Origin of the sequence: Flavobacterium johnsoniae (assembly GCF_001879205.1) — a bacterium.
Classification (GTDB): domain Bacteria; phylum Bacteroidota; class Bacteroidia; order Flavobacteriales; family Flavobacteriaceae; genus Flavobacterium; species Flavobacterium johnsoniae_A.
In genome coordinates, this window is sequence record NZ_MLFK01000001.1 from 166,720 (window position 1) to 189,262 (window position 22,543).

Consider the following 22,543-nt stretch of genomic DNA (forward strand, 5'->3'; position numbering starts at 1 on the left):
ATTAAAACTCACCAAAATGAAAAAAATATTTCTCCTATTAATTACAGGACTAACTGTCAGCGTCTCATATTCTCAGGAAGTTTCTGATGCTGTTCGATTTGCACAAGATAACATTACCGGAACTGCAAGATTTAGAGCTATGAGCGGTGCTTTTGGAGCCGTAGGTGGTGACCTTTCTGCAATAACAGTGAACCCGGCGGGATCGGCTATTTTCAACAATAATCAGGTTGGAGTAACATTAAGCAATCAAAATATTGTTAATGATTCTAAATATTTCAGTAATAATCAAACACAAGACAAAGACAACTCCTTTATCCTAAATCAGGCGGGTGGTATTTTTGTTTTTAAAGACGGAAACCCGAATAACGGATGGAATAAAATTGCCATTGGAGCTAGTTATGAAAACACCAATAATTTCAATAGCAACACTTTTACTTCTGGAAAAAACCTAAACAATTCTATAGCAAACTATTTCGTAGATTACGCTAACGGAATTCCTTTAGGAGACATAAAAGGCATATCCTATAGAGATCAATTTTTTGATGAACAACAAGCTTATTTTGGATATTATGGAAAAGTAATTATTCCTAATACCGAAAATAACAACAACACACAATACAAATCTAATGTCCCTTCCGGCAGTGGTTACATTCAAGAAAATGAAATTTACACCCGAGGATATAACAGCAAATTAAGCTTCAACATAGCCACATCATATAAAGATCGTATTTATTTGGGAGCTAATTTAAACGTACACATTACTGACTTTAGAAGATCAAGCAGTTTTTTTGAATACAACAACAGTCCACTTACTCCAACAGAAACGATTTCTGAAATAAGATTCAACAATGAGTTATACACTTATGGAAATGGATTCTCTTTTCAATTAGGAGCAATTGCAAAAGTAACAGATGCATTTAGGCTCGGTATAGCCTATGAATCAAATACGTGGTATGAACTTTATGATGAACTTTCACAAAGTCTATACACAACAACGGAAACTACAGGTGGACCGATTAATTATTACGATGTTAATCCTAATGTTATTAATGTATACGATTCTTACACATTACAAACGCCTGGAAAAGTAACTTTTAGTGCCGCTTATGTATTTGGAAAATCAGGTTTACTTAGTATCGATTATGCTATTAAAGACTACAGCAATACTAAATACAAACCAACAAGTGACGAAGCTTTTAGAAGAACTAACAGCGCCATGAACAGCCAACTTACCAGCAACGGCGAATTAAGAGTTGGTGCCGAGTACAAAATAAAACAATTAAGCCTTCGCGGCGGTTATCGCTTTGAAGGAAGTCCTTATAAAGATGGAACTACAATTGGAGACACAAACAGTTTTTCTGCTGGTTTAGGTTATAATTTTGGAGGAACCAAACTTGATTTAGCTTATTCGTATTTAGAAAGAAAATCGAGCCAGCCTTTATTTAGCAGAGGATTTACTGACGCAGCAAACATTACCTCAAAATTGAATAATGTTTCTCTGACTTTATTATTTGAATTGTAATTAAGAATAAATAGATGTATGGAAATTTCCGTCAGGTGTTACTTGGCGGATTTTTTTTAGCCCCAAATAGTCCTGATGATCCTTTTCTAACTTCTTTGCAAGATAAAAAATAACGAATCCTAAAATTTCGGCGGCATAGCTTCATAAAAAACATCTAAATGAATGGGAAACAAGCCGTGTTTGAATAAAAAAGTGTAATTTTGCACTCCAATTTATAAAAGTATGAGAACCAAGTCTTTAAAAAAGAACAAAATTAACGTAATCACTCTTGGGTGTTCAAAAAATGTATATGATAGTGAAGTGCTTATGGGTCAGCTTCGTGCAAACGGAAAAGAAGTTACCCACGAAGCAACCAAGGATGAAGGAAACATTATTGTAATAAACACTTGCGGTTTTATTGATAATGCAAAAGCAGAGTCAGTAAATATGATTTTGGAGTATGCTGATAAAAAAGACAAGGGATTAGTTGATAAAGTTTTCGTGACCGGATGTTTATCTGAACGTTACAGACCTGACTTAGAAAAAGAGATCCCAAATGTAGATCAATATTTTGGTACAACTGAATTACCTCAGTTATTAAAAGCATTAGGCGCTGACTATAAACATGAATTATTAGGAGAAAGATTAACCACAACTCCTAAAAATTATGCTTACTTAAAAATCGCAGAAGGATGCGACAGACCTTGTAGTTTCTGTGCAATTCCATTAATGCGCGGCTCTCATGTTTCGCAGCCAATTGAAAAATTAGTAAAAGAAGCACAAGGTTTAGCAAAAAATGGCGTTAAAGAATTAATACTAATTGCTCAGGATTTAACTTATTATGGTTTAGACCTATATAAAAAGAGAAATCTTGCTGAATTATTAGAAGCTTTAGCAAAAGTTGAAGGAATTGAATGGATTAGATTGCATTATGCTTATCCTACCGGTTTCCCAATGGATGTTTTAGAATTAATGAAACGCGAGCCTAAAATTTGTAATTATATCGATATTCCATTGCAGCATATTTCAGATTCTATTTTGAAATCAATGCGCCGCGGGACAACTCAGGCAAAAACGACTCAGTTATTAAAAGATTTCCGTGCAGCGGTTCCGGGAATGGCAATTAGAACAACTCTAATTGTAGGATACCCAGGAGAAACACAGGAAGATTTTGAGATTTTGAAAGATTTCGTTCAGGAAATGAAGTTTGACAGAATGGGATGTTTTGCTTATTCTCATGAAGAAAATACGCATGCTTATTTATTAGAAGATAATGTTCCGGACGATGTTAAGCAGGCAAGAGCAAATGAAATCATGGAATTACAATCTCAAATTTCATGGGATTTGAACCAAGAGAAAGTAGGAGAGGTATTTAGATGTATTATTGACAGAAAAGAAGGTGCTCATTTTGTGGGAAGAACAGAATTTGACAGCCCGGATGTAGATAATGAAGTTTTAATTGACGCTTCTAAACATTATGTAAAAACAGGAGAATTTGTTAATATCAAGATAATTGAAGCAACAGAATTTGATTTATACGGAGAACCTGCTTAAATTTACCATAAACAATTGCTAACTTAGACACAACTACTTTATGAAACCTATACAAAACTTAATTATTTTGGTTTTCACTTTATTCTGCTTCAATTCTGTTTCAGCTCAGTACGGGAACGGATATGGAAATGGTTATGGAAATGGCTACGGCGGCGGATACGGCGGAAGAGGCAGCGGAATGGGAATGGATAGAAGCATGATGCAGGGACCGCAGCAAAATACAAGTAAACCAAAAGAAATACCTGTAGAAGAAACTGCTGCAAAAATTGTAGACGAAATGAAACCGGTAGTTAATCTGGACGAGCTTCAAACAATTGCGATTACAAATGTTTTTGCTGACAGTTTAAGAGAGCAAGGTATTCTTTTAAAAAATGAAAACAGCAGTCAAGATCAGAAAATGGAGCAAATGAAAGCTCTAAAAGAAAGTATGACAAAAAAGATAACGGCATTTTTGAATCCGGACCAGATCCCGAAATACACCAATTTCATGGATAATTTTAAAGAGATCAAAAAGACAAAATCAAAAAAGAAAAAAGATAAAGATAAAGACAACAAAGAAGAAGAAAAACCAACTGAGAAAACTCTGGAATAATTGTTCTAAACTTCATAAAATGTAAACTATTATGGTAAGAAAACATTTTTGTTATCTGATTTTAGCAATTATCATTACTTCTTGCTCGACAAATCCTTATAAAACTACTGAAAAAGCATACGATCAGCAGTTAAAAACTTTAGAAAATCAAATTACAAGTAAAGAAGCAAAAGCAATACCACCGGTAAGTCCGTTGATTATTGATACTACCTATGCTTCACAACTTGGCATTATAAAAGATACTTTATCTAAAACAGGGTCTACGGCTTTATTAAACGGGATTAGTACAGAATGGATTGGTACTGTTAATTTTAATTTAAGAAAACCAAGTTTTGTAATTATTCATCATACCGCTCAGGATTCTTTACAGCAAACAGTAAGTACATTTACCAAAACCAAAACTCAGGTTAGTGCCCACTACATTATTTCAGAAAATGGAAAAGTGGTTCAGATGCTAAATGATTATTTGAGAGCGTGGCATGCAGGAAATTCGACTTGGGGAAAAAATACAGATTTAAATTCTTCATCCATTGGAATTGAGCTTGACAACAATGGCTTCAAACCTTTTACAGAAGCACAAATCAGCAGTTTGGTAGCATTATTAACGAAATTGAAAAAAGATTATAATATCCCAACTCAAAACTTTCTAGGACATGCTGATATTGCACCCGGAAGAAAACAAGATCCAAGCGCCTTATTTCCTTGGAAAACGTTAGCAGAAAAAGGTTTTGGAATTTGGCCGGACGCAGTTCTTGAAGAAGCTCCTTTTGATTTTAAAATTGAACCGGCATTGCGAATTATTGGGTATAATACTAAAAATTTAAGTGCAGCAATTCAGGCTTTCAAATTACATTACATTCAGACTGATGCAACTTCTACTTTAGACAGAAAAACAATCGATACTATTTACTCTATTTACAAAAAACAAGTTCAGTAATAGTCTGATTTAAAAAAAATACAAAGCGCATTTCTAATCTTTTGAAATGCGCTTTTTTTATTTAATAATCAAAGTACTAGAAAATTAATTTCAAGAAAAGCGCATTAAAAATACCTCTCTTCAATTCTAAATCTTATTAAAGAATCTCTGTTAGCTTCTTTAAAAAAAATGCGTTCTAGCGTATCTCAACAGCTCGTTCCATTCACCTCCATCCTTTTGAACAGCCCGAAACTTTAAATCTGAAAATTGTCACTCAATAAAAAAGCTGCCAAAACATTAATATGTTTCGACAGCTCCAAAAAAAAAAAAAAATATCAATCTTTATCTCTAGAAAGAGTATGTTGTAGCAATTAAGGCAAAGAATGAACCTCCTGTTGGGGCAGCATCTTTATCTAAAAAGATATCTTCAGAAGCAGCATCGTATCTTAATTCAGGAATGATCGTTAACTTTCCTACTTTGTAATTTAATGAAACTGTATTTGCAAATACATTTGATCCTGTTAGTGTTCCTAAACTTGGAGCAGCGTCTTTTGCATCAAAATATTCCATTCTGTATGCCAAAAGCAAAGACGGGCTGAATGAATAATTAGCGTATCCTACTAATGAAAACCAATCACCATCTAAAGTGCTGTCGAAATCATTTTTAGTTTTAGCATAAGTTGCATTAAATCCAAGTGCGAAACTATCACTTATTGTTTTAGAAGCCACTAAATCAAATTGAGTTTTATTCTCGTCTGATACTGGTATTGTACTGCCAGGTATTGGATTTGTACTTCCAGATGTAAAGTTCAAATAAGCACTTCCTGTTTCACCAATATATCCTAATTGTCCGATATACGTTTTTTGTGTTGAACCTGCATCCATAGCAGATTTAAAATCAGTTGGATTCGTTATACCAAACATCGCTGTAAATTTACCCGATGTATATTGGGCTTTTACCCCTGTATTAAAGAATGGCCCATAAGAAAAAGCATAAGACATACTATAGTTTTTATTATCTACGGCATCTAAAACTTCATACCCAATGTGTGTACCAAAACTACCTGCAACGACTTTAAATTTGTCTGTGATCTGATACGTGAAAAATAATTGTTTAATTAAAAATTTAGCATTTATATCTTTATCTGTTGTTTCATTATATGAAAATTCTCCTGCTCTTTTTCCGAAGCCCAAGTCTACAAAAACAGATGCTTTTCCGAATGTATGACCTGCTTCTATCGAAGCCATTCCTAATTCAAACGAATCCTGAGAGTTGGTAAAGCTCGTTAATCCGTTCATTTGTTTAGAAAAATCATATTTATAGTAAGCATCCGCAGACCCTCCCCAGGTAGTTGCCGGTGAAGTTTGCGTTTCATCTTCTTGTGCAAAAGAAAAAGAACTCGTTAACGTGGCAGCTAAAATGTAAAATACTTTTTTCATGTGTTAATTGGTTTTTAGTTATTAATTGATTTTGGTTAGTTAATCTTTTATATATCTAGTTTAATAGTATAAGTCATTTTTAAAACCCTGAATCTCCCCCTAAAACCTCTTCATTTTCATTAGCGAATTTATTAACTTTTGTATGAGTAGAATAATCCAAATCTACTTTTTTGACGTTTTGATTGAAGAATTATGGATTACAAAAATTAAATAACCAATAATCGTTATTTGACATTAATAGCGTTTTGTTTTTGAAAATTCAATAACATAAATTTTCAAAAACAGATAAAAAAATCAGGGTATAAACCATTTTTACAATTAAAAAACAAGACTAAAAGACAAAATTTACATTACAAAATAGCAACACCCTATAAAAATTAAGGGGTATATTAAAAAATAATAAAAACACAAAAATAAAAACCACCAACCAATACCTCAAGCAGCCTAACAGCAACACCTCGCTAATTTCCTACAAAAAAAGAACAGTTGTTTTACATCAAAAGGCATGATAAGCTAAACATATAATTATGAATAAAAACAAAAAAAGCCTGCTCAAATTTGAGCAGGCTTTTAGTTATAATGAAGTATTTTATTCTTGTTTATTGTATCTTTTTAAAAACTCCCGAGCCTTTATCCCGGATTCTTTTAAATCTTCGTCTTTCCATTTCCCTTCTGATTTTGCTGTTTTTTTCAAAATAGAACATGTTTCCTCTTTATCCGAAACCGACCAGGTGATCCAGCTTAGTTTTTTTGCCTCCATCCAGTCAATGTATTCCTGCCACGCTTTTATATTTAAAGGTCCGTCTCCAGAAGCTTCCATTCCGGCAGACTCGGATATAAAGATTGGCAGACCTCTTTTTATAGCTTCATCTGTTCTATCCCTTAGTTCTTTTCCATGCGTTGCTGCGTAAAAATGCATGGTATACATTATATTATTAAATCCCGAAATTGGATCTTCTGCCGGAAGATTAACATCTTGATCCCAATGCGGAGATCCAACCAGGATAATATTGTTTGGATCATTTTCTCTAATAACTTTAATTATCTCCTCTGCATAAGTTTTTACTTCCCACCAGGTTTCATAATCCGGTTCATTGAATACTTCATATATTATATTGGGATATTTAGAATACTTTTTAGACATCTCAGCAAAGAATTCCTTTGCTTCTTTTAAATTCACGTTGTGGCTATGCCAATCGATAATAACATATATATCAGATTTAATAGCCCCATTTACAACAGCTTCAATTTTTTCTTTTGAAAATTGAGGATCTTTATTATAAGAGTATTCTCCAAGTTCGATTCCCATCGCGGCACGAACCACATTACAGTTAAAATCTTTTTTCAGCCAGCTTACTGCTTTTTCGTTGTAAAACCTTGGCCACATACTGTGCCATCCAAAACTCAAGCCACGCAAAACTATTGGTTCATTGTTTTTATCTACTAATTGAGTTCCCAGAACACTTAGCTGTCCATGCTTTTTTACAAACTGCGCATTTGAAAAAGTACAAATCAGTAAAAAAGTAATTGTAATTAAATTTGTTTTTAACCTCATCTTATTCTTTATTTAAAAGAGACAATTTTAACGTTATACAATCATGAGAAGCCAGCTCTGCGGTAAAATTCTTTTTTGTATTTCCAGCCTCTTTATTAGTCCAAAGGTTTTTTAGTTTAAATGTCGATTTGGCAAAATCAGCTTCATAACCAAAATCTGCATCTTTTACTGTATTCTTTTTCCAATCGAAATTAATCTTTTTAGCAGCATCTGTCCTGTTTAAAAATGTAACAGCCCAGTTACCACCTGACAATGGTTTCACCCAAACCTCTACTCCATCTTCTACAGCATATTTAAACCCCTGAATACCTAATTTATCCTGATTTATGGTGATCAGTTCTTTGTTAGTTAAAATGGCTAATGTTTCCTTCGACATTTTTCTATAATCATTTCCTGTAAATAAAGGTGATGACAACATGCACCACATGGCAAAATGCGATTTATCTTCGGTATCGTTCATTTCGTTTCCAACTTCCATCATATCAAAGTCATTCCAATGATCCGGGCCAGAATATTTACGAATATCTTTTCTCATTTCGGCAATTTTCATAAATCCCCAAGAAGACCAATTTTCAGGATGTTTGAACTCGCAGTCAAAACACGGGTAAATATCTCCCGAAATCCTCCAAAGATTTCCTACTGATTTTCCCCATTCCCAAGGCTGGTTATCGCCCCATTCGCAAAGACTAAAAACAATAGGCCTTCCGGCAGTTTTTAAGGCATTGCTCATTGTAGTATAAGCTTCAGGTGCTGTAATTCCTTTTGTATTACACCAATCATATTTTAGAAAATCAATTTCGAGTTTGGCATAAAAACGAGCGTCCTGATATTCGTAACCTCGAGTTCCCGGATATCCGGCACATGTTTGAGTTCCGGCACAATTATACAACCCAAATTTCAAACCTTTACTATGCACATAATCCACTACCGCTTTCATACCATTAGGAAATTTAACCGGATCCGGAACTAAGTCGCCATTTGCATCCCGCTCTTTTGTCATCCACCCGTCGTCTAGTACTATATAATTATAACCGACTGCTGCCAATCCTGAAGACACCATAATATCGGCCGTTTCTTTTACCAGTTTTTCATCAATATTTGTTGCAAAGGTATTCCAGGAATTCCAGCCCATTGGCGGTGTCATGGCTAGGCCTTCAAATTTATCTCCTGTTTGTGTATGCGTATTTCCCTGACTAAAACCCAAAGCTGAAGCACATAGAAAAAGTGCTGAAATAATATTTTTCATCATTAAAAATTCAAAAATTATACTAAAAAAAATATTCCCTAATTGAGTAGATTAGGGAATATTTAAACAAAACTCAAAACGTAATAACCGCTTTTTAACTAACTATTTTAAAATAAAACCAATATTATCTAAATAATAGTTTGATTTTTCTCCTGTAAAATCTTTTATTACAAGAGTTTGCAAACCTGTTACTGCAAAAGGCCAGGAACTCCAAGGCAAATTGTATTCTTTCCATGTTGTAGTCACTTCAATTACTTTAGCATCAGGATCTGACCATTTTCCATTTAATATAACAGCTACTTTACCAGCTTTATCTCCTTTTATCCATAATCTAAGGCCGCTATAATTTGTTACGTCTAAAGTTGCCCAGTCTTTATTTCTAAATTGGTTGCCACCCCATCCATCATTAATTGATTTAATCATCACTTTGCCCTGCGCAGCTCCCGAACTTTCTAATGAAACTTTACCATCCGGGCCGTCAAACATCCAGTTGTTGTACCATACATCATCAAATAATGCAGAACCAATCGCTTCTTTAGAGACAGCAGAGCCAGAAATATTAGTAACCGTTACATATTTACTTGAAGCATTTGCAGGCATTTTAAATGTAAGCTCCGTTAAACTTGAAGAAATAACCGGAACATCTACCGTACCCACTTTTACAGCAGGATTTAAAAAATAATCCCCATAAACCGTTACAATATCTCCTTCTGCTGCATTTATAGGATTGTAGCTGTCCAATTTTGGAGTTGGCGGCGCTACAACAAAATCATACAAAACAGTTCCTTGATTTGTAACTACCTTTAATTTATTGCTTGCGTTTGCAAAAGGCGTTTTTTCATCAATTAATACAAAAATGGCATTATCTGTAACCAGCGTAGGATTAAAATAAGTATCAAAATCATTAAAATAAATTTTCGTTACACCAGAAAGTCCTTTTCCCTGAATGATGTAATAGTTTTTAGGATCACCAATTGTAACAGGGACTAAATCTCCCTCCACAGATTTTGCTACACTTGTAATTACCGGCGCACCTGAACTTCCCGAAGAATCATCATTATTACACGATGAAAACACGCCCAGCACCATAAATGCCATTGTAATAAGAGGCAAAAGGTATTTTATTTTTATATTTTTCATGTTAGTCTAATTTTAGAAATTATTTAAAAGTATACGGAACCGGTGCCTGCAGTAATTTAGGATTTTTTGCCACCTCATTGTCCGGATAATCCATATAGAAATCGTTTGTTGCGTGATCTTCACTATATATAGGTGTATAATGACGCTCTCCGTATCTGTCTCCTCTATTTTGTGCCGACATAATTGCGATCGCTTTATTTTTGTCGATACGCCCTAAGTCAAACCAATAATCTCCTTCAAAGCACAATTCTTTTCTTCTTTCTAAAAATATATCATCAAAAGTAATCGAAGTTAAATCTGCCAAACCAGCTCTTTTTCTAACTGCATTAATTGATCGTAAAGCTCCCGCATCAGATGTGCTCGCTCCTCCGGCCAAAACAGCTTCTGCATGAATTAACAATAATTCCGCATAACGCATTACATAAGTATTATTATCCATCATCGCCCACCCATCGGCTTGACCGGTAACATTTCCGTTTACAACACCAATACAATACTTTTTAATTGCACCTCCAGATGCCTGAGCCAAATCTTTACCTGTAGGAACTGTTAAGCCAATTCCTTGTGTTGTTTTTATTGTTGGGTAAACCGCTCCCGGAACCATTACAGTTTCATGTTTTCTTAAGTCGCCTGATCCATATAATGAAAGCAACACTTCCTGACTTGGACCAAAAACCCCTGCATAAGATGCATTTGAAGTAGATAAAGTTCCATCCTGAAATCCAAATTGCGTATTAGAATTATTTGCTGAACCATAATTACCGTCGCCTTTCCACTGAATAGCAAAAATAGATTCCTCATTATTATTGTTTGCATAAGTAAACAAATCAGCAAAACTTTTTCCAGGAAGCTGCTCTCCGCCTAAAAGCTTAAACTCTCCGCTCTCAATAACAGTTTCGGCCATTGCTTTAGCATTTGCATAATCTTTTTGATACAAATATACTTTTGCCAGCATTGCTCTTGCCGAACCTTTAGAGACATGTCCATTATTGGCATAATTAGCTCCTCTGTTTTTTCCTGCCAATAAAGTAATTGCTCTTAAATAATCTGCTGTGATTAATTTATAAACATCTGCAACCGGATTTGTATTTACATAAGGGTTACTTGTATAATCAAGCGGATTTTCAATAATTGGCACCGGCCCCCAAAGTCTTACTAAATCAAAATAAGCAGTAGCTCTCATAAAGTAAGCTTCTCCTATAGTATTATCTAATACATTCTGAGAAACTGCCGGCCCAACTCTGGCAGACAGGAAATTGATAATCATATTAGACTGCTGTACATTTGCCCATAAAGAAGACCATCCGTTTACTAATTCCGGATCACTTCCATTCAAAGAAAAAGTTCTTAATCCGCTTACATCGGGAGAACCAGAATACATATTTCCGGAACCCACTTCTAATGCCCACCAAAACTTATTATACATTTGAAACCACGTTCTGCTGTACATACCATTTGTTGCTGATGCCACCTGATCGTTTGTACTATAATAAGAATCTAAACTTATTCCATCTTCAGAAGGTCTGTCGGTAAAATCATCCTGACATGATCCTAAGGTCAAAAATGTCACTGCTATAAAAAGCAAACTATATCTATTTAAAAAAGATTTCTTTTTCATTTGTTTTAATTTTTAAAATTCTAAGTTAAGTCCAACTAAAAATGTTCTTGCTACCGGATATCTTCCGTTGTCAATTCCTGATAAAAGCACATTTTGATTAAATGAACCAATCTCTGGATCATAACCTGAATAATTAGTAAACGTATATAAGTTTTGAGCAGATCCATACAATCTTAGTCTCGATATCTTATATTTAGAAATAACATCCTGAGGCAGAGAATAACCCAGCGTAATGTTCTGAATTCTTAAGTAAGAACCATCTTCTACATAGCGATCAGAAATAAGCAGATTGTTGTTTGAAGCATCAGCGATTGGTCTTGGGTTATTACTTGCCGTATTGGCTGGCGAATAATAATCCATTGCTTCTACTAGTTGATTATCATATAATGAAGCATTGGTTGTACCTGCTCTTCGAGTCAAATTCATTACGTCATTTCCGTATGATCCCTGAAGAAAAATAGAAAGATCAACATTTTTGTATTTGAAATTATTTGTAAACCCGTAAGTAAATTTTGGATGCGGATTTCCTATAAAAGTTTTATCAGCAGCATCAATTTTTCCATCTCCATTTACATCTATATATTTAACATCTCCCAAAGCAGTTTCTCCTGCTCCGGTTCCAACAGGCTGTCCAAACTGAAGAGGTGCATTGTTTAAAGCTGTTTGGTCTTTAAAAATTCCATCTGTTTTATACCCGTAAAACATTCCAATAGGGTTTCCAATTGTAGTATTAGTAACTACTACCGGCTGATATCCATTAGTATTAACCTCTTGCGTTAACACAATTCCATTTGCAATTTCATCCAGATTATTTTTGTAGTGAGAAACAACCAAAGAAGCATCCCAATTGAATTTTCCGGTAGATCTCATATCATAGCCCAAAGTAAGATCAAATCCCTTATTGCTCATCGTACCTAAATTGGAGTATGGAGCAGAAATTCCGCCGTACTGCCCGCCGCCTCCAGTTAAATAAAGAGGCAATGGCACCTGAAACAAGAAACCTTCAGATTTTTTATCATATACGTCAAAACTTGCCGAAAGTTTACTATCAAGTAAAGTAAAATCGATACCTAAATTGGTTTGATTTAAAGATTCCCAAACTAAATCCGGATTTGGATAATTTGATGGTAAGAAGCCGCTTCCTAAACCAGAATTTTGAGCTCCTAACATAGCCGAATAACTATTGTTTGGAATTTGCTGATTTCCGGTTTCACCATAACCAATTCTAAACTTAATATTATCTACATATTTACGAGTTCCTTCCATGAAAGATTCGTTGGATAATTTCCAAGAACCAGAAATTGCGTTAAAAACTCCTTTTTGATTGTCTGTAGTTGGATCAAATTTTGAAGAAACGTCTTGTCTGATAGAAGCCGTTATACTATAGCGATCGTTAAAATCATAAATAATACGGGCAAAAAGAGACGAAAGCGAAGCACTGCCTTTATATTGTGTGATAGTATTATTATCAACATCGGCCAAATTAATCGTATGGATTGAATTTGTTTTAAACCCCTGTGCAGAAGCTACCAAACCTTCCCAATGCGAATCGTTTGCTTCCTGACCTGCCAAAAGAGTAATTTTGTGTTTACCAAAAGTTCTATCGTAAGTCAATAAGTTTTTAATGTTTGTAGAATACCAGTTTTGTCTTCTTACATCTAAATCTGCCAACAAATTCACCTGACTTCCCCAGGCATAAGATGGTCTAAAATCATCATTTTCAGAAAACTCTGTATTTGCTGCAATCTCTATGCGGTATTTCAATCCTTTAAAAATATCTGCTTCAGCATACACGTTTCCTAAAAAGTTTTTTCTAACTAATTTATTTTCTCTGGTTAAAGCCTCAGCAACAGGATTATAATAGGTAACACTTTGTTCTGAAGATGGCGGACCAGCAAATGTACCGTCAGTATTTCTAACCGGAATATCAGGAGATTGCAATAAAGTATTTGAAATTAAACCTGAATAACTTTGATTTACTGTAATTCTTTCATTTGTTATACCGCCTGTTAAATTTCCACCAATTCGTAACCAAGGTTTAATTTTTGAGTCTAAATTCAACCTAACTGTATATCTTTTTAATCCCGAATTGATAATCGTTCCTTCATTGTCCAAATAACTTCCGGATAAATAATAACTCGTCCCGTCTTTAGCTCCAGAAAATGAAAGCTGATGGCTGTTCGAAATTGCCGTTCTGTAGACCTCATCCTGCCAGTTTGTACCAGCACCTAACAATTCCGGATGAGAAAATTCCTGACGCGTCTGAAATCCCCATGCCTTAGCCAGATTTGTTTTTAAAGCCGCATATTCAGACAGCGTTAAAACATCTAATTTATTGGTGATCGAAGCGAAAGAAGTATAGTTCTCGTAAGCGATTTTTCCACCGCCTTTTTTACCAGATTTTGTGGTAATAATAATAACCCCGTTTGCTCCTCTGGATCCATAGATTGCAGTTGCCGAAGCATCTTTCAAAATATCCATAGACTCAATATCGCTAGGATTAATCATAGACAAAGGACTCATGGCATTGTTTCCGCTTCCTCCCGAAGAAGAAAACCCGTCTTTACCTGCTAAAGTCTGCCCGCTTGTAGATTTTCCAGTAGCATCTCCGGAAATTGGCACACCATCTATTACATATAAAGGCTCATTTGTTCCTGTAATAGAAGTTGTTCCACGCACACGTACAGAAGATGCACCACCCGGCTGACCAGAGTTATTGGTCACTGAAACTCCGGCCGCTTTACCCTGAAGCATCTGATCGATAGAAACTTGTTTTAGATTCTCGATATCTTTTGATCTTACTGAAGATATCGCACCGTTTACGTCTTTCTTTTTCTGAGTTCCGTATCCAATTACAACGACCTCTTTTAGATCTTCTGAAGTTGATTTTAAAGAAATATCAATTTTTGTTCTGCCGTTAATAGCAATTCTTTGAGAATCAAAACCAATAAAGGTTACTAATAAGGTTCCATTTGAAGGAGCATCGATAGCATATTTACCATCAAAGTCTGTAGAAGCTGTATTTTTTGATCCAACAACAGAAATATTGGCTCCCGGAATTGTCATTCCTTTATCATCAGATACTACTCCTGATATTTTTACCTGAGCAGTAATAAAATTACTCGTCAGAAACAAGAATAAAATCAAAGGAACTACTCTGTGGTTAGCATTCCAATGAATAAAGTTAGTCATTAGTTTTTTCATAATAAGTGATTGGTTAGTTTAAATTTGTTCATCTATAATTTAGATATAGAAAGAGCTCGATATATCGTCTAAATTATTTAACAAATCTATAACAGAAGGAATTATCAAATCGATAGTATTCCATCATTTAATGATAATATTTTTACTATATCAGTTTAAAAAAACATATATCAAAATAAAACCTATCAAAAATTACATTATTCGCAATGACCTAGCCCTTAATCAGCCTATATTATAAATAAAAGTTAACGAAAAAGCCAAAATCAAACGTTTTCGTTAAAAATAATATTTATTAGTGAAAAAAAAGTATCACTATAAAATACGTTTTAGACCAGAAAAATCTTCACGATATTGACTTGGTGTACAATTTTTAATAGACTTAAAACTACGATTGAAGTTTGCAATATTATTAAAACCCGATTTAAAAGCTACTTCAGAAACGCTCATATCTTTTTCAACCAGCCAGCGCGCCGCATATCCAATTCTAATATCATTTATATAATTCACAAAAGTCTTTCCGGTACGTTTTTTTATAAAACGGTTAAAAGAAATAATAGACATACTGGCCACATTCGCCACATCTTCTAAAGTAATTTTATCAGCAAAATGTTTTTGTACATATTCATAAACCAGTTTCATTTTGTCATAATCATCAAACTTATCATAATCTACTGTATAAGTAGAAAGCAACCGCTGATTTCTGGAATTGGCAAGATCATATAATAAGGAAGTAATTTCCAGAAAATAGTCCATACCATCCAATTTAGAAAGCCTTACAAGCCTTGGAGTCAATTCTTCAGCAACTTTTTTAGAAAATAAAATCCCGTGAATTGAACGATTAAACATATCCCGAATTGGATTCATAATACGTCTTGCGAGCAGAGATTCATGAAACAAATCATTATGGAACTGAATGGTAATTTCGTGAATTTTCTTGTTCGTACACTTATTCAGTTCCCAGCCATGATATAAATTTGGCCCTATTAAAACCAATTCAACATTGTCGATCTCTTCTATATTATCACCTACCACACGCCTTACACCTTTTCCGTTCAAAATAAAATTGATCTCAAATTCAGGATGATAGTGAACCGGAAAATCAAAACTATCCTTAACCCTGTCAAAGACCAAAAAACTATCTCCGGCTGAAAGCGGAGCTATCTCTCTATAAAAATTTTTAGCAGTACTCATTTCTTAAAACTGTTTTTAGCTGATATCAAGTATTTTTTTTTTGCAATAATATGATATATAATTGATAAAATAATATTAATTCAGCTCTAAACATCCATTTATCTTTGAAAAATAAAATTATCAACTTTACAAAAACAGTATTAATAATAAACATTAATCATTTTTAATACTCATCCTTTTTATAGTTTTAATAATTTTATCAGGAAAACAATACCGAATTAAAAATCGACAAAACAGCATTGAAGAACGATTCAGAAATTCTCAACAGAAAACCTGAAATGAGCTGAAAAACAATATTTTCAAAATGAAAAAACACTTTTACAAACTTTTATTAACAGCATTATTAGGAACTTCCTGCTCTGCACAGCAAAATAATAGTAATACGAATTTGTCATTGGCAGATAAAAAAGCATCACCTGAAACTGTTTTGTTATATAAAAAACTAAGCCAGCTTACAGAAAAAGGATACCTTTTTGGCCATCAGGATGACTTAGCGTATGGTGTAAACTGGAAATACGAAAACAACCGAAGCGACATTAAAGATGTTGTAGGCGATTATCCTGCTGTTTACGGCTGGGACATTGCGGGACTGGAAAAAGATGATACCAATAATATAGACGATGTTCCTTTTCAAAAAATGAAACAATATATTATAGAAGCCAACGAAAGAGGCGGTATTTCGACTATCAGCTGGCATTTTGACAATCCCGCAACCGGAAAAAATGCCTGGTACAATACGCCAAACTCTCTTAAAACCATTTTACCCGGAGGCGAAAATCATCAAAAATTTACTTCCTGGCTGAATAAAGCGGCGAGTTTCTTTCTTTCACTAAAAGACAAAAAAGGAAAAAACATTCCAATTCTCTTTAGACCTTATCACGAATTAACCGGAGGCTGGTTTTGGTGGGGAAAAGGAAATTGTACTCCCGAAGAGTTTAAAACAGCCTGGAAATTCACATTTGATTACCTTCAAAAAAAAGGTGTTCACAATCTTATTTATGTATACAATACCAGCAGTTTTAGTACAAAAGAAGACTTTCTGACAAATTATCCGGGCGATGATTTTGCCGATATTATAAGCTTTGATTCTTATCAAAATAATGATGATAAAGACGGACAAAAATTTATAGCAGAAGTTCAAAACCAGTTAAAAATCATCAATGAAATTGGTCAGGAAAAACACAAATTAACTGCCATTGCCGAAGCCGGTTACGAAGCGGTTCCGGATCCTAAATGGTGGACAGGAACTTTCTCAAAAGCAATAGGCGATTATAAAATTTCGTATGTTTTATTATGGAGAAACCACGGCTGGCAGGAAAACGAGAAAAAAATGCATTATTACGCACCTTTTAAAGGCCAGGTAAGCGAAAAAGATTTTATTGATTATTACAATCTGGACAAAACGCTATTTGAAAAAGACATTAAAAAAACTCAATAATAATTGCCAAACTCAAAAATCAAAACCTTAAAATAACCACTCAATGCACGACAAAATTAGTTTAAAAGAAAAAATTGGTTACGGACTTGGAGATGCCGCTTCTTCTATGTTCTGGAAAATCTTTAGTATGTATCTTTTGTTTTTCTACACCGATGTTTTCGGATTAGCGCCTGCCGTAGTAGGAACCATGTTTTTGATTACCAGAATCTGGGATTCCTGTTTTGACCCAATTGTTGGAATCATTGCAGACAGAACCAAAACAAAATGGGGAAAATTCAGACCTTACTTATTGTGGGTTGCCGTGCCTTTTGCCGTGATTGGAGTTTTAACCTTTTATACACCTGATTTTGATGAAAAAGGAAAAATAATTTATGCCTATATCACCTATTCGTTAATGATGATGATCTATTCGTTAATCAACGTTCCCTACGCATCACTTTTGGGCGTAATGTCGTCTGACAGAAAAGACAGAAATACTTTATCCTCTTACAGAATGGTTTTTGCATTTGGAGGCAGTCTCTTAGCACTTTGGCTGATTGAGCCTCTTGTAAATTATTTCGGCGGAAGCCTGAATTCTAAAACAGGCTGGCTGGCAACAATTTCTGTTTTTGGTGTTATTACAACTGCTTTTTTCTGGGCTTGTTTTTTCTTTACAAAAGAAAGAGTAAAACCTATCGAAAACGAACAATCTAACTTAAAAGAAGATTTAAAAGACCTTTTAAAAAACAGACCCTGGTGGATTCTATTAGGAGCCGGAATTGGAACTTTGGTTTTCAATTCCATCAGAGACGGTGCTGCTGTTTATTATTTTAAATATTATGTAAGCAGTACTATCAATTTTGATTTTTCGCTTTTTGGAACCGATTTTCACATGACTCCAACTTCAATTTACTTGGTTTTGGGTCAGGCAGCAAACATCATCGGAGTAATTATTGCCACACCAATCGCTAATAAAATAGGCAAAAAGAAGACTTTCTTTGGCGCAATGGCGATAGCTGCAATTCTAAGCTTGATTTTCTATTTCTTCGGAAAAGATGAAATATTCCTAATCATGAGTTTTCAGGTTTTAATCAGCATTTGTGCGGGCTGTATTTTTCCATTAATCTGGTCTATGTATGCTGACAGCGCCGATTATTCTGAGTGGAAACAAGGACGCAGAGCCACAGGATTAGTTTTCTCAGCCTCGTCAATGTCGCAAAAATTTGGCTGGACAATTGGCGGAGCCGGAACCGGATGGCTTCTAGGTTATTATGGCTTTCAGGCCAATGTTGAGCAGACAGCCGTAACCCAAAACGGAATTCAGTTAATGTTAAGCATACTTCCTGCAATTGCAGCCACAATATCAGTCGCTTTTATTTTATTCTATCCTTTATCTGAAGAAAAACTGCAAACCATAGAACAAGATTTAAACGAAAAAAGAGACAAGACAAATTAAAAATAAATCAGATACCGAAATCAAAAAATATGACAACAATATCCTCTTCGACTACTTTTCAAAACAGAAAAGCAGCATTAGAAAAAGAACATAAAAAGCTAATCGAGCAAAAAAATGCTCCGGAAGAAAATGCCGGAAACGGAATTTATCAACGTTACCAAAATCCTGTAGTTACAGCATCTCATGTTCCTTTGAACTGGCGTTTTGACCTAAACGAAAAAACAAATCCCTTTTTGCAGGAACGAATTGGGATGAATGCGGCTTTTAATGCCGGAGCAATGAAGTGGAATGGAAAATATCTTTTGGCCGTTCGTGTAGAAGGCATTGACAGAAAATCATTTTTTGCTATCGCCGAAAGTCCAAATGGTGTAGATAATTTTAAGTTTTGGGAAAAGCCCTGCGTAATTCCGCAAACCGAAGAACCAGATACTAACGTTTACGATATGCGTTTGGTAAATCATGAAGACGGCTGGGTTTATGGTATTTTTTGTACCGAAAGAAAAGACCCAAAGGCACCAAAAGGAGATACAAGTTCAGCTGTAGCCAATGCCGGAATCGTACGTTCTAAAGATTTAGTAAACTGGGAAAGACTTCCAGATTTAATTTCGAATACCGGACAACAGCGAAATGTCGTTCTGCATCCGGAATTCGTAAACGGAAAATATGCGCTTTATACACGTCCGCAAGACGGTTTTATTGATGTTGGTTCAGGAGGAGGAATTGGTTTAGGATATGTTGACGATATGACAAATCCAGTCGTAAAAGACGAAAAAATTATCTTCGGGAAGCAATATCATACCATTTATGAATTGAAAAACGGACTTGGCCCTGCTCCTATTAAAACTCAAAAAGGCTGGCTGCATTTAGCACATGGCGTTCGAAATACCGCGGCAGGATTGCGCTATACCTTATACATGTTCATGACCGATTTAAATGACATTGCAAAAGTAACACACGTTCCGGCAGGACATTTTATGGGACCAGAAGGAATTGAAAGAGTGGGCGACGTATCGAATGTTTTATTTTCTAACGGATGGATTGAAGACGCTGACGGAACTGTATATGTATATTATGCGTCATCAGATACCAGAATGCACGTTGCTGTCTCATCTGTAGACAAATTAGTAGATTATGTTACCAATGCTCCGGCAGATACTTTTATATCTGCAGGTTCTGTAAAAACAATAATCAATCAGATTGAAAAAAATAACGCAATTTAATATACCGTGTCAGCAAATCAAAAACAGCTTAAATCTGAATTAATTGCACAACTTGACTCGATTTTAAATTATTGGTCAAAACATACGCTTGATAATAAAAAGGGAGGTTTTATCGGGCAGATTGATTTCAACGATCAGAGTATTGCCGATGCCGAAAAAGGTTCTGTTTTAAACTCCAGAATCCTTTGGACATTTTCATCTGCTTATCAGGTTACAAAAAAAGAAAGTCACAAAGAAATTGCTGAAAGAGCTTTTAAATATCTTTCTGAATATTTTTATGATCCGGAATTTAACGGGCTTTTTTGGAGTCTTAATGCTGATAAAACTCCAAAAGACACCAAAAACCAGATTTATGCCCTAGCTTTTGCTATTTACGGTTTATCTGAATATTATGCTATTTCTAAAGACCTAAAAGCTTTAGAAATAGCCATTAATTTATACAAAAGCATACAAAAGTACAGTTATGACCCCATAAACAAAGGATATCTAGAGGCTTTTACGCGTGATTGGCAGCCCATTGAAGATCTGCGTTTGAGTGATAAGGATGCCAACGAAAAAAAGACCATGAACACTCATTTGCATATTATAGAAGCTTATGCGAATTTGTTTAAAGTGTGGAAAGATGAAACGCTCCAAAAAGACGGAATTGAATTGTTAGAAACAATAGAAAAGCATTTCATTAATACTGAAACCGGTCATCTTCGTTTATTTTTTGATGAAAACTGGGTAGAAAAACCGGACGTTGTTTCATACGGACATGATATCGAAGCAGCCTGGCTTTTGCTGCATTCCGCTGAAGTTTTTGAAAATAAAAATCTGATTTCTAATTATAAAAAACATGCTGTTCAAATTGCCGAAGTAACCAAAGAAGGATTAGATACTGATGGCGGATTATGGTACGAATTTGAGCCTAAAGAAAATAAATTAATTGCCGAAAAACATTGGTGGGTTCAGGCCGAAGCTTTAATTGGTTTTTATAATGCCTACCAATTAACAGGAAATGAAGATTATTTAGAAATAGTATTTAAGAACTGGGAGTTTATACAAAAACACATTCTTGATCTTAAAAACGGTGAATGGTTTTGGGGAATTTACCGCGATTATTCTTTAATCGAAAAAGACAAAGCCGGATTCTGGAAATGCCCTTATCACAACAGTCGCGCTTGTCTGGAGCTTATTAACCGAATTAAAACCTAAAAAAAATGAAAACCACGTTTCTGAAAACAGCATTTTTAAGCCTCACTATTCTGGCAATTATCAGCTGCTCTTCTGATGACCAATCAGATCCGCTGATTGTAATCGAACCGCCAACACAGGTAGATCCATTAACGCCGCAAAATGTGGGTGCTTTTATGGTCGATGCAAATGCTTCTAAAGAAACCGTAGCTTTATTTTATAATCTAAAAAAACTGGCCAAAACCAAAGTTGCAATTGGCCAGCAAGATGCTTTTAACAGTTTTTATCAAGATGCTGCCGGAGATTCTGATATCAAGAAAAACACAGAGTATGACCCTGCTGTTTTAGGTTCAGATTTTATGTTTATTACAGATAAGAGTAATAACGGTCAGGCCGATAACTGGTTTTATCTGCAGGAACAAAAAATTATAAGCGATGTAAAAGCCGCTTACGCAAAAGGAATAATCAACACCTTTTGCTGGCATTTAAGAGAGCCCAATAAAGAAGAATCTTTTTATGCCGCCGATATGACAACGGAACAAAAAGCAGCTGCTTTCAAAAGTATTTTACCTGGAGGCGTCAACCACGAATGGTACAAGAAAAAACTCGATAAAGCAGCCAGTGTAATTTTAAATTTAAAAGGTTCAAACGGCGAATTGATTCCAATAATCTTCAGGCCTTTTCACGAATTTGACGGAAGCTGGTTTTGGTGGGGCGCTAATTTCTGCACTCCCGAAGAATATAAACAGGCATACCAATTTACCGTTGATTACTTAAAAAACACAAAAGGAGTACACAACATTCTATATGCTTTTTCTCCCGACAATTCATATACAACCGAAAGCAATTATTTAAGCCGTTATCCTGGCGATAAATATGTTGACATTCTTGGAATGGACAACTATGGAGATTTTGACAATCAAGGCACAACAGGTTCAGGCAGAGCCAATGCTAAGTTAAAAGTAATTTCAGATTTAGCTAAAGGAAAAGTAAAAATAGCCGCTTTAACCGAAACTGGTTTTCGTGTTACAAATTCAAATTCTCCAATTGCAAACTGGTTTTCAACTTATTTATATGATGCCTTAACAGCAAATGATATCCAGATAAGCTATGTCATGTTTTGGAACAATAATGCAGATGGCTACTATGTTCCAAACGGCTCTGTATCAAACGCAGCAGATTTTAAAACCTATAGTACTAAAACAAAATCGGCACTATTAAATTCTCTGCCAAAGATGTATGAAATGCCAAAATAAGACTGCGAGTTTAAGCAGACAGAACTGATTTTTCATTATTTAAATCGTTTATACTATAGAT

Annotated in this window: 16 protein-coding genes; 9 read left to right on the top strand and 7 right to left on the bottom strand. The window is 34.8% G+C overall.

Annotated features, from left to right (window positions below; all coding sequences use genetic code 11):
• Positions 1–16: 16 nt before the first annotated feature.
• From BKM63_RS00750 to BKM63_RS00765, 4 genes are all read left to right on the top strand, one after another.
• A complete protein-coding gene (locus BKM63_RS00750) occupies positions 17–1,522 on the top strand; it encodes an OmpP1/FadL family transporter (protein WP_071634778.1) in 1,506 nt (501 codons plus the stop codon).
• Between the two features lie 222 nt (positions 1,523–1,744).
• Positions 1,745–3,055 (top strand): 30S ribosomal protein S12 methylthiotransferase RimO, encoded by a 1,311-nt coding sequence (rimO, locus tag BKM63_RS00755; protein ID WP_071634779.1) that lies wholly within the window; start codon positions 1,745–1,747, stop codon positions 3,053–3,055.
• 40 nt (positions 3,056–3,095) lie between these two features.
• Positions 3,096–3,647, top strand: a complete 552-nt coding sequence (locus BKM63_RS00760) for a hypothetical protein (protein WP_071634780.1) — start codon at positions 3,096–3,098, stop codon at positions 3,645–3,647.
• Positions 3,648–3,678: 31 nt separating this feature from the next.
• Positions 3,679–4,584: an N-acetylmuramoyl-L-alanine amidase gene (locus BKM63_RS00765; RefSeq protein ID WP_071634781.1), complete on the top strand. Its 906-nt coding sequence runs from the start codon at positions 3,679–3,681 to the stop codon at positions 4,582–4,584.
• A gap of 327 nt (positions 4,585–4,911) precedes the next feature.
• Here BKM63_RS00765 and BKM63_RS00770 read toward each other — a convergent pair whose 3' ends face one another.
• From BKM63_RS00770 to BKM63_RS00800, 7 genes are all read right to left on the bottom strand, one after another.
• Positions 4,912–6,003, bottom strand: coding sequence for an outer membrane beta-barrel protein (locus tag BKM63_RS00770; RefSeq protein ID WP_071634782.1), 1,092 nt, complete (start codon positions 6,001–6,003; stop codon positions 4,912–4,914).
• Positions 6,004–6,592: 589 nt separating this feature from the next.
• Complete coding sequence (locus BKM63_RS00775; protein ID WP_071634783.1) at positions 6,593–7,558, bottom strand: glycoside hydrolase family 5 protein; 966 nt, start codon at positions 7,556–7,558, stop codon at positions 6,593–6,595.
• 1 nt (position 7,559) lies between these two features.
• Positions 7,560–8,804: a glycoside hydrolase family 27 protein gene (locus BKM63_RS00780; protein WP_071634784.1), complete on the bottom strand. Its 1,245-nt coding sequence runs from the start codon at positions 8,802–8,804 to the stop codon at positions 7,560–7,562.
• 102 nt (positions 8,805–8,906) lie between these two features.
• Positions 8,907–9,944 (bottom strand): IPT/TIG domain-containing protein, encoded by a 1,038-nt coding sequence (locus BKM63_RS00785; protein ID WP_071634785.1) that lies wholly within the window; start codon positions 9,942–9,944, stop codon positions 8,907–8,909.
• Between the two features lie 19 nt (positions 9,945–9,963).
• Entirely contained in the window at positions 9,964–11,562 is a 1,599-nt protein-coding gene (locus BKM63_RS00790; protein WP_071634786.1) for a RagB/SusD family nutrient uptake outer membrane protein, read from the bottom strand.
• 12 nt (positions 11,563–11,574) lie between these two features.
• Positions 11,575–14,766 carry a SusC/RagA family TonB-linked outer membrane protein gene (locus BKM63_RS00795; RefSeq protein WP_071634787.1) on the bottom strand — a complete coding sequence of 1,064 codons (3,192 nt, stop codon included), beginning with the start codon at positions 14,764–14,766 and terminating at the stop codon, positions 11,575–11,577.
• A 312-nt stretch (positions 14,767–15,078) separates the two neighbouring features.
• Positions 15,079–15,957, bottom strand: a complete 879-nt coding sequence (locus BKM63_RS00800; protein WP_071634788.1) for a helix-turn-helix domain-containing protein — start codon at positions 15,955–15,957, stop codon at positions 15,079–15,081.
• Between the two features lie 304 nt (positions 15,958–16,261).
• On the opposite strand from BKM63_RS00800, the gene BKM63_RS00805 reads away from it, so the two are divergent.
• Genes BKM63_RS00805 through BKM63_RS00825 form a run of 5 tightly spaced genes read left to right on the top strand, consistent with a single transcriptional unit; the run spans position 16,262 to position 22,482 of the window.
• The gene (locus BKM63_RS00805) at positions 16,262–17,395 is read left to right on the top strand and encodes a glycoside hydrolase family 26 protein (RefSeq protein WP_071634789.1); all 1,134 of its coding nucleotides are present in this window, start codon (positions 16,262–16,264) and stop codon (positions 17,393–17,395) included.
• A gap of 43 nt (positions 17,396–17,438) precedes the next feature.
• Positions 17,439–18,830, top strand: coding sequence for an MFS transporter (locus BKM63_RS00810; RefSeq protein WP_071634790.1), 1,392 nt, complete (start codon positions 17,439–17,441; stop codon positions 18,828–18,830).
• Between the two features lie 29 nt (positions 18,831–18,859).
• On the top strand, positions 18,860–20,050 hold the full coding sequence (locus BKM63_RS00815) for a glycoside hydrolase family 130 protein (protein WP_071634791.1): 1,191 nt from the start codon (positions 18,860–18,862) through the stop codon (positions 20,048–20,050).
• A gap of 6 nt (positions 20,051–20,056) precedes the next feature.
• Positions 20,057–21,247 carry an AGE family epimerase/isomerase gene (locus BKM63_RS00820; protein ID WP_071634792.1) on the top strand — a complete coding sequence of 397 codons (1,191 nt, stop codon included), beginning with the start codon at positions 20,057–20,059 and terminating at the stop codon, positions 21,245–21,247.
• A 5-nt stretch (positions 21,248–21,252) separates the two neighbouring features.
• Positions 21,253–22,482, top strand: coding sequence for a glycoside hydrolase family 26 protein (locus BKM63_RS00825; RefSeq protein WP_071634793.1), 1,230 nt, complete (start codon positions 21,253–21,255; stop codon positions 22,480–22,482).
• Positions 22,483–22,543: the final 61 nt, after the last annotated feature.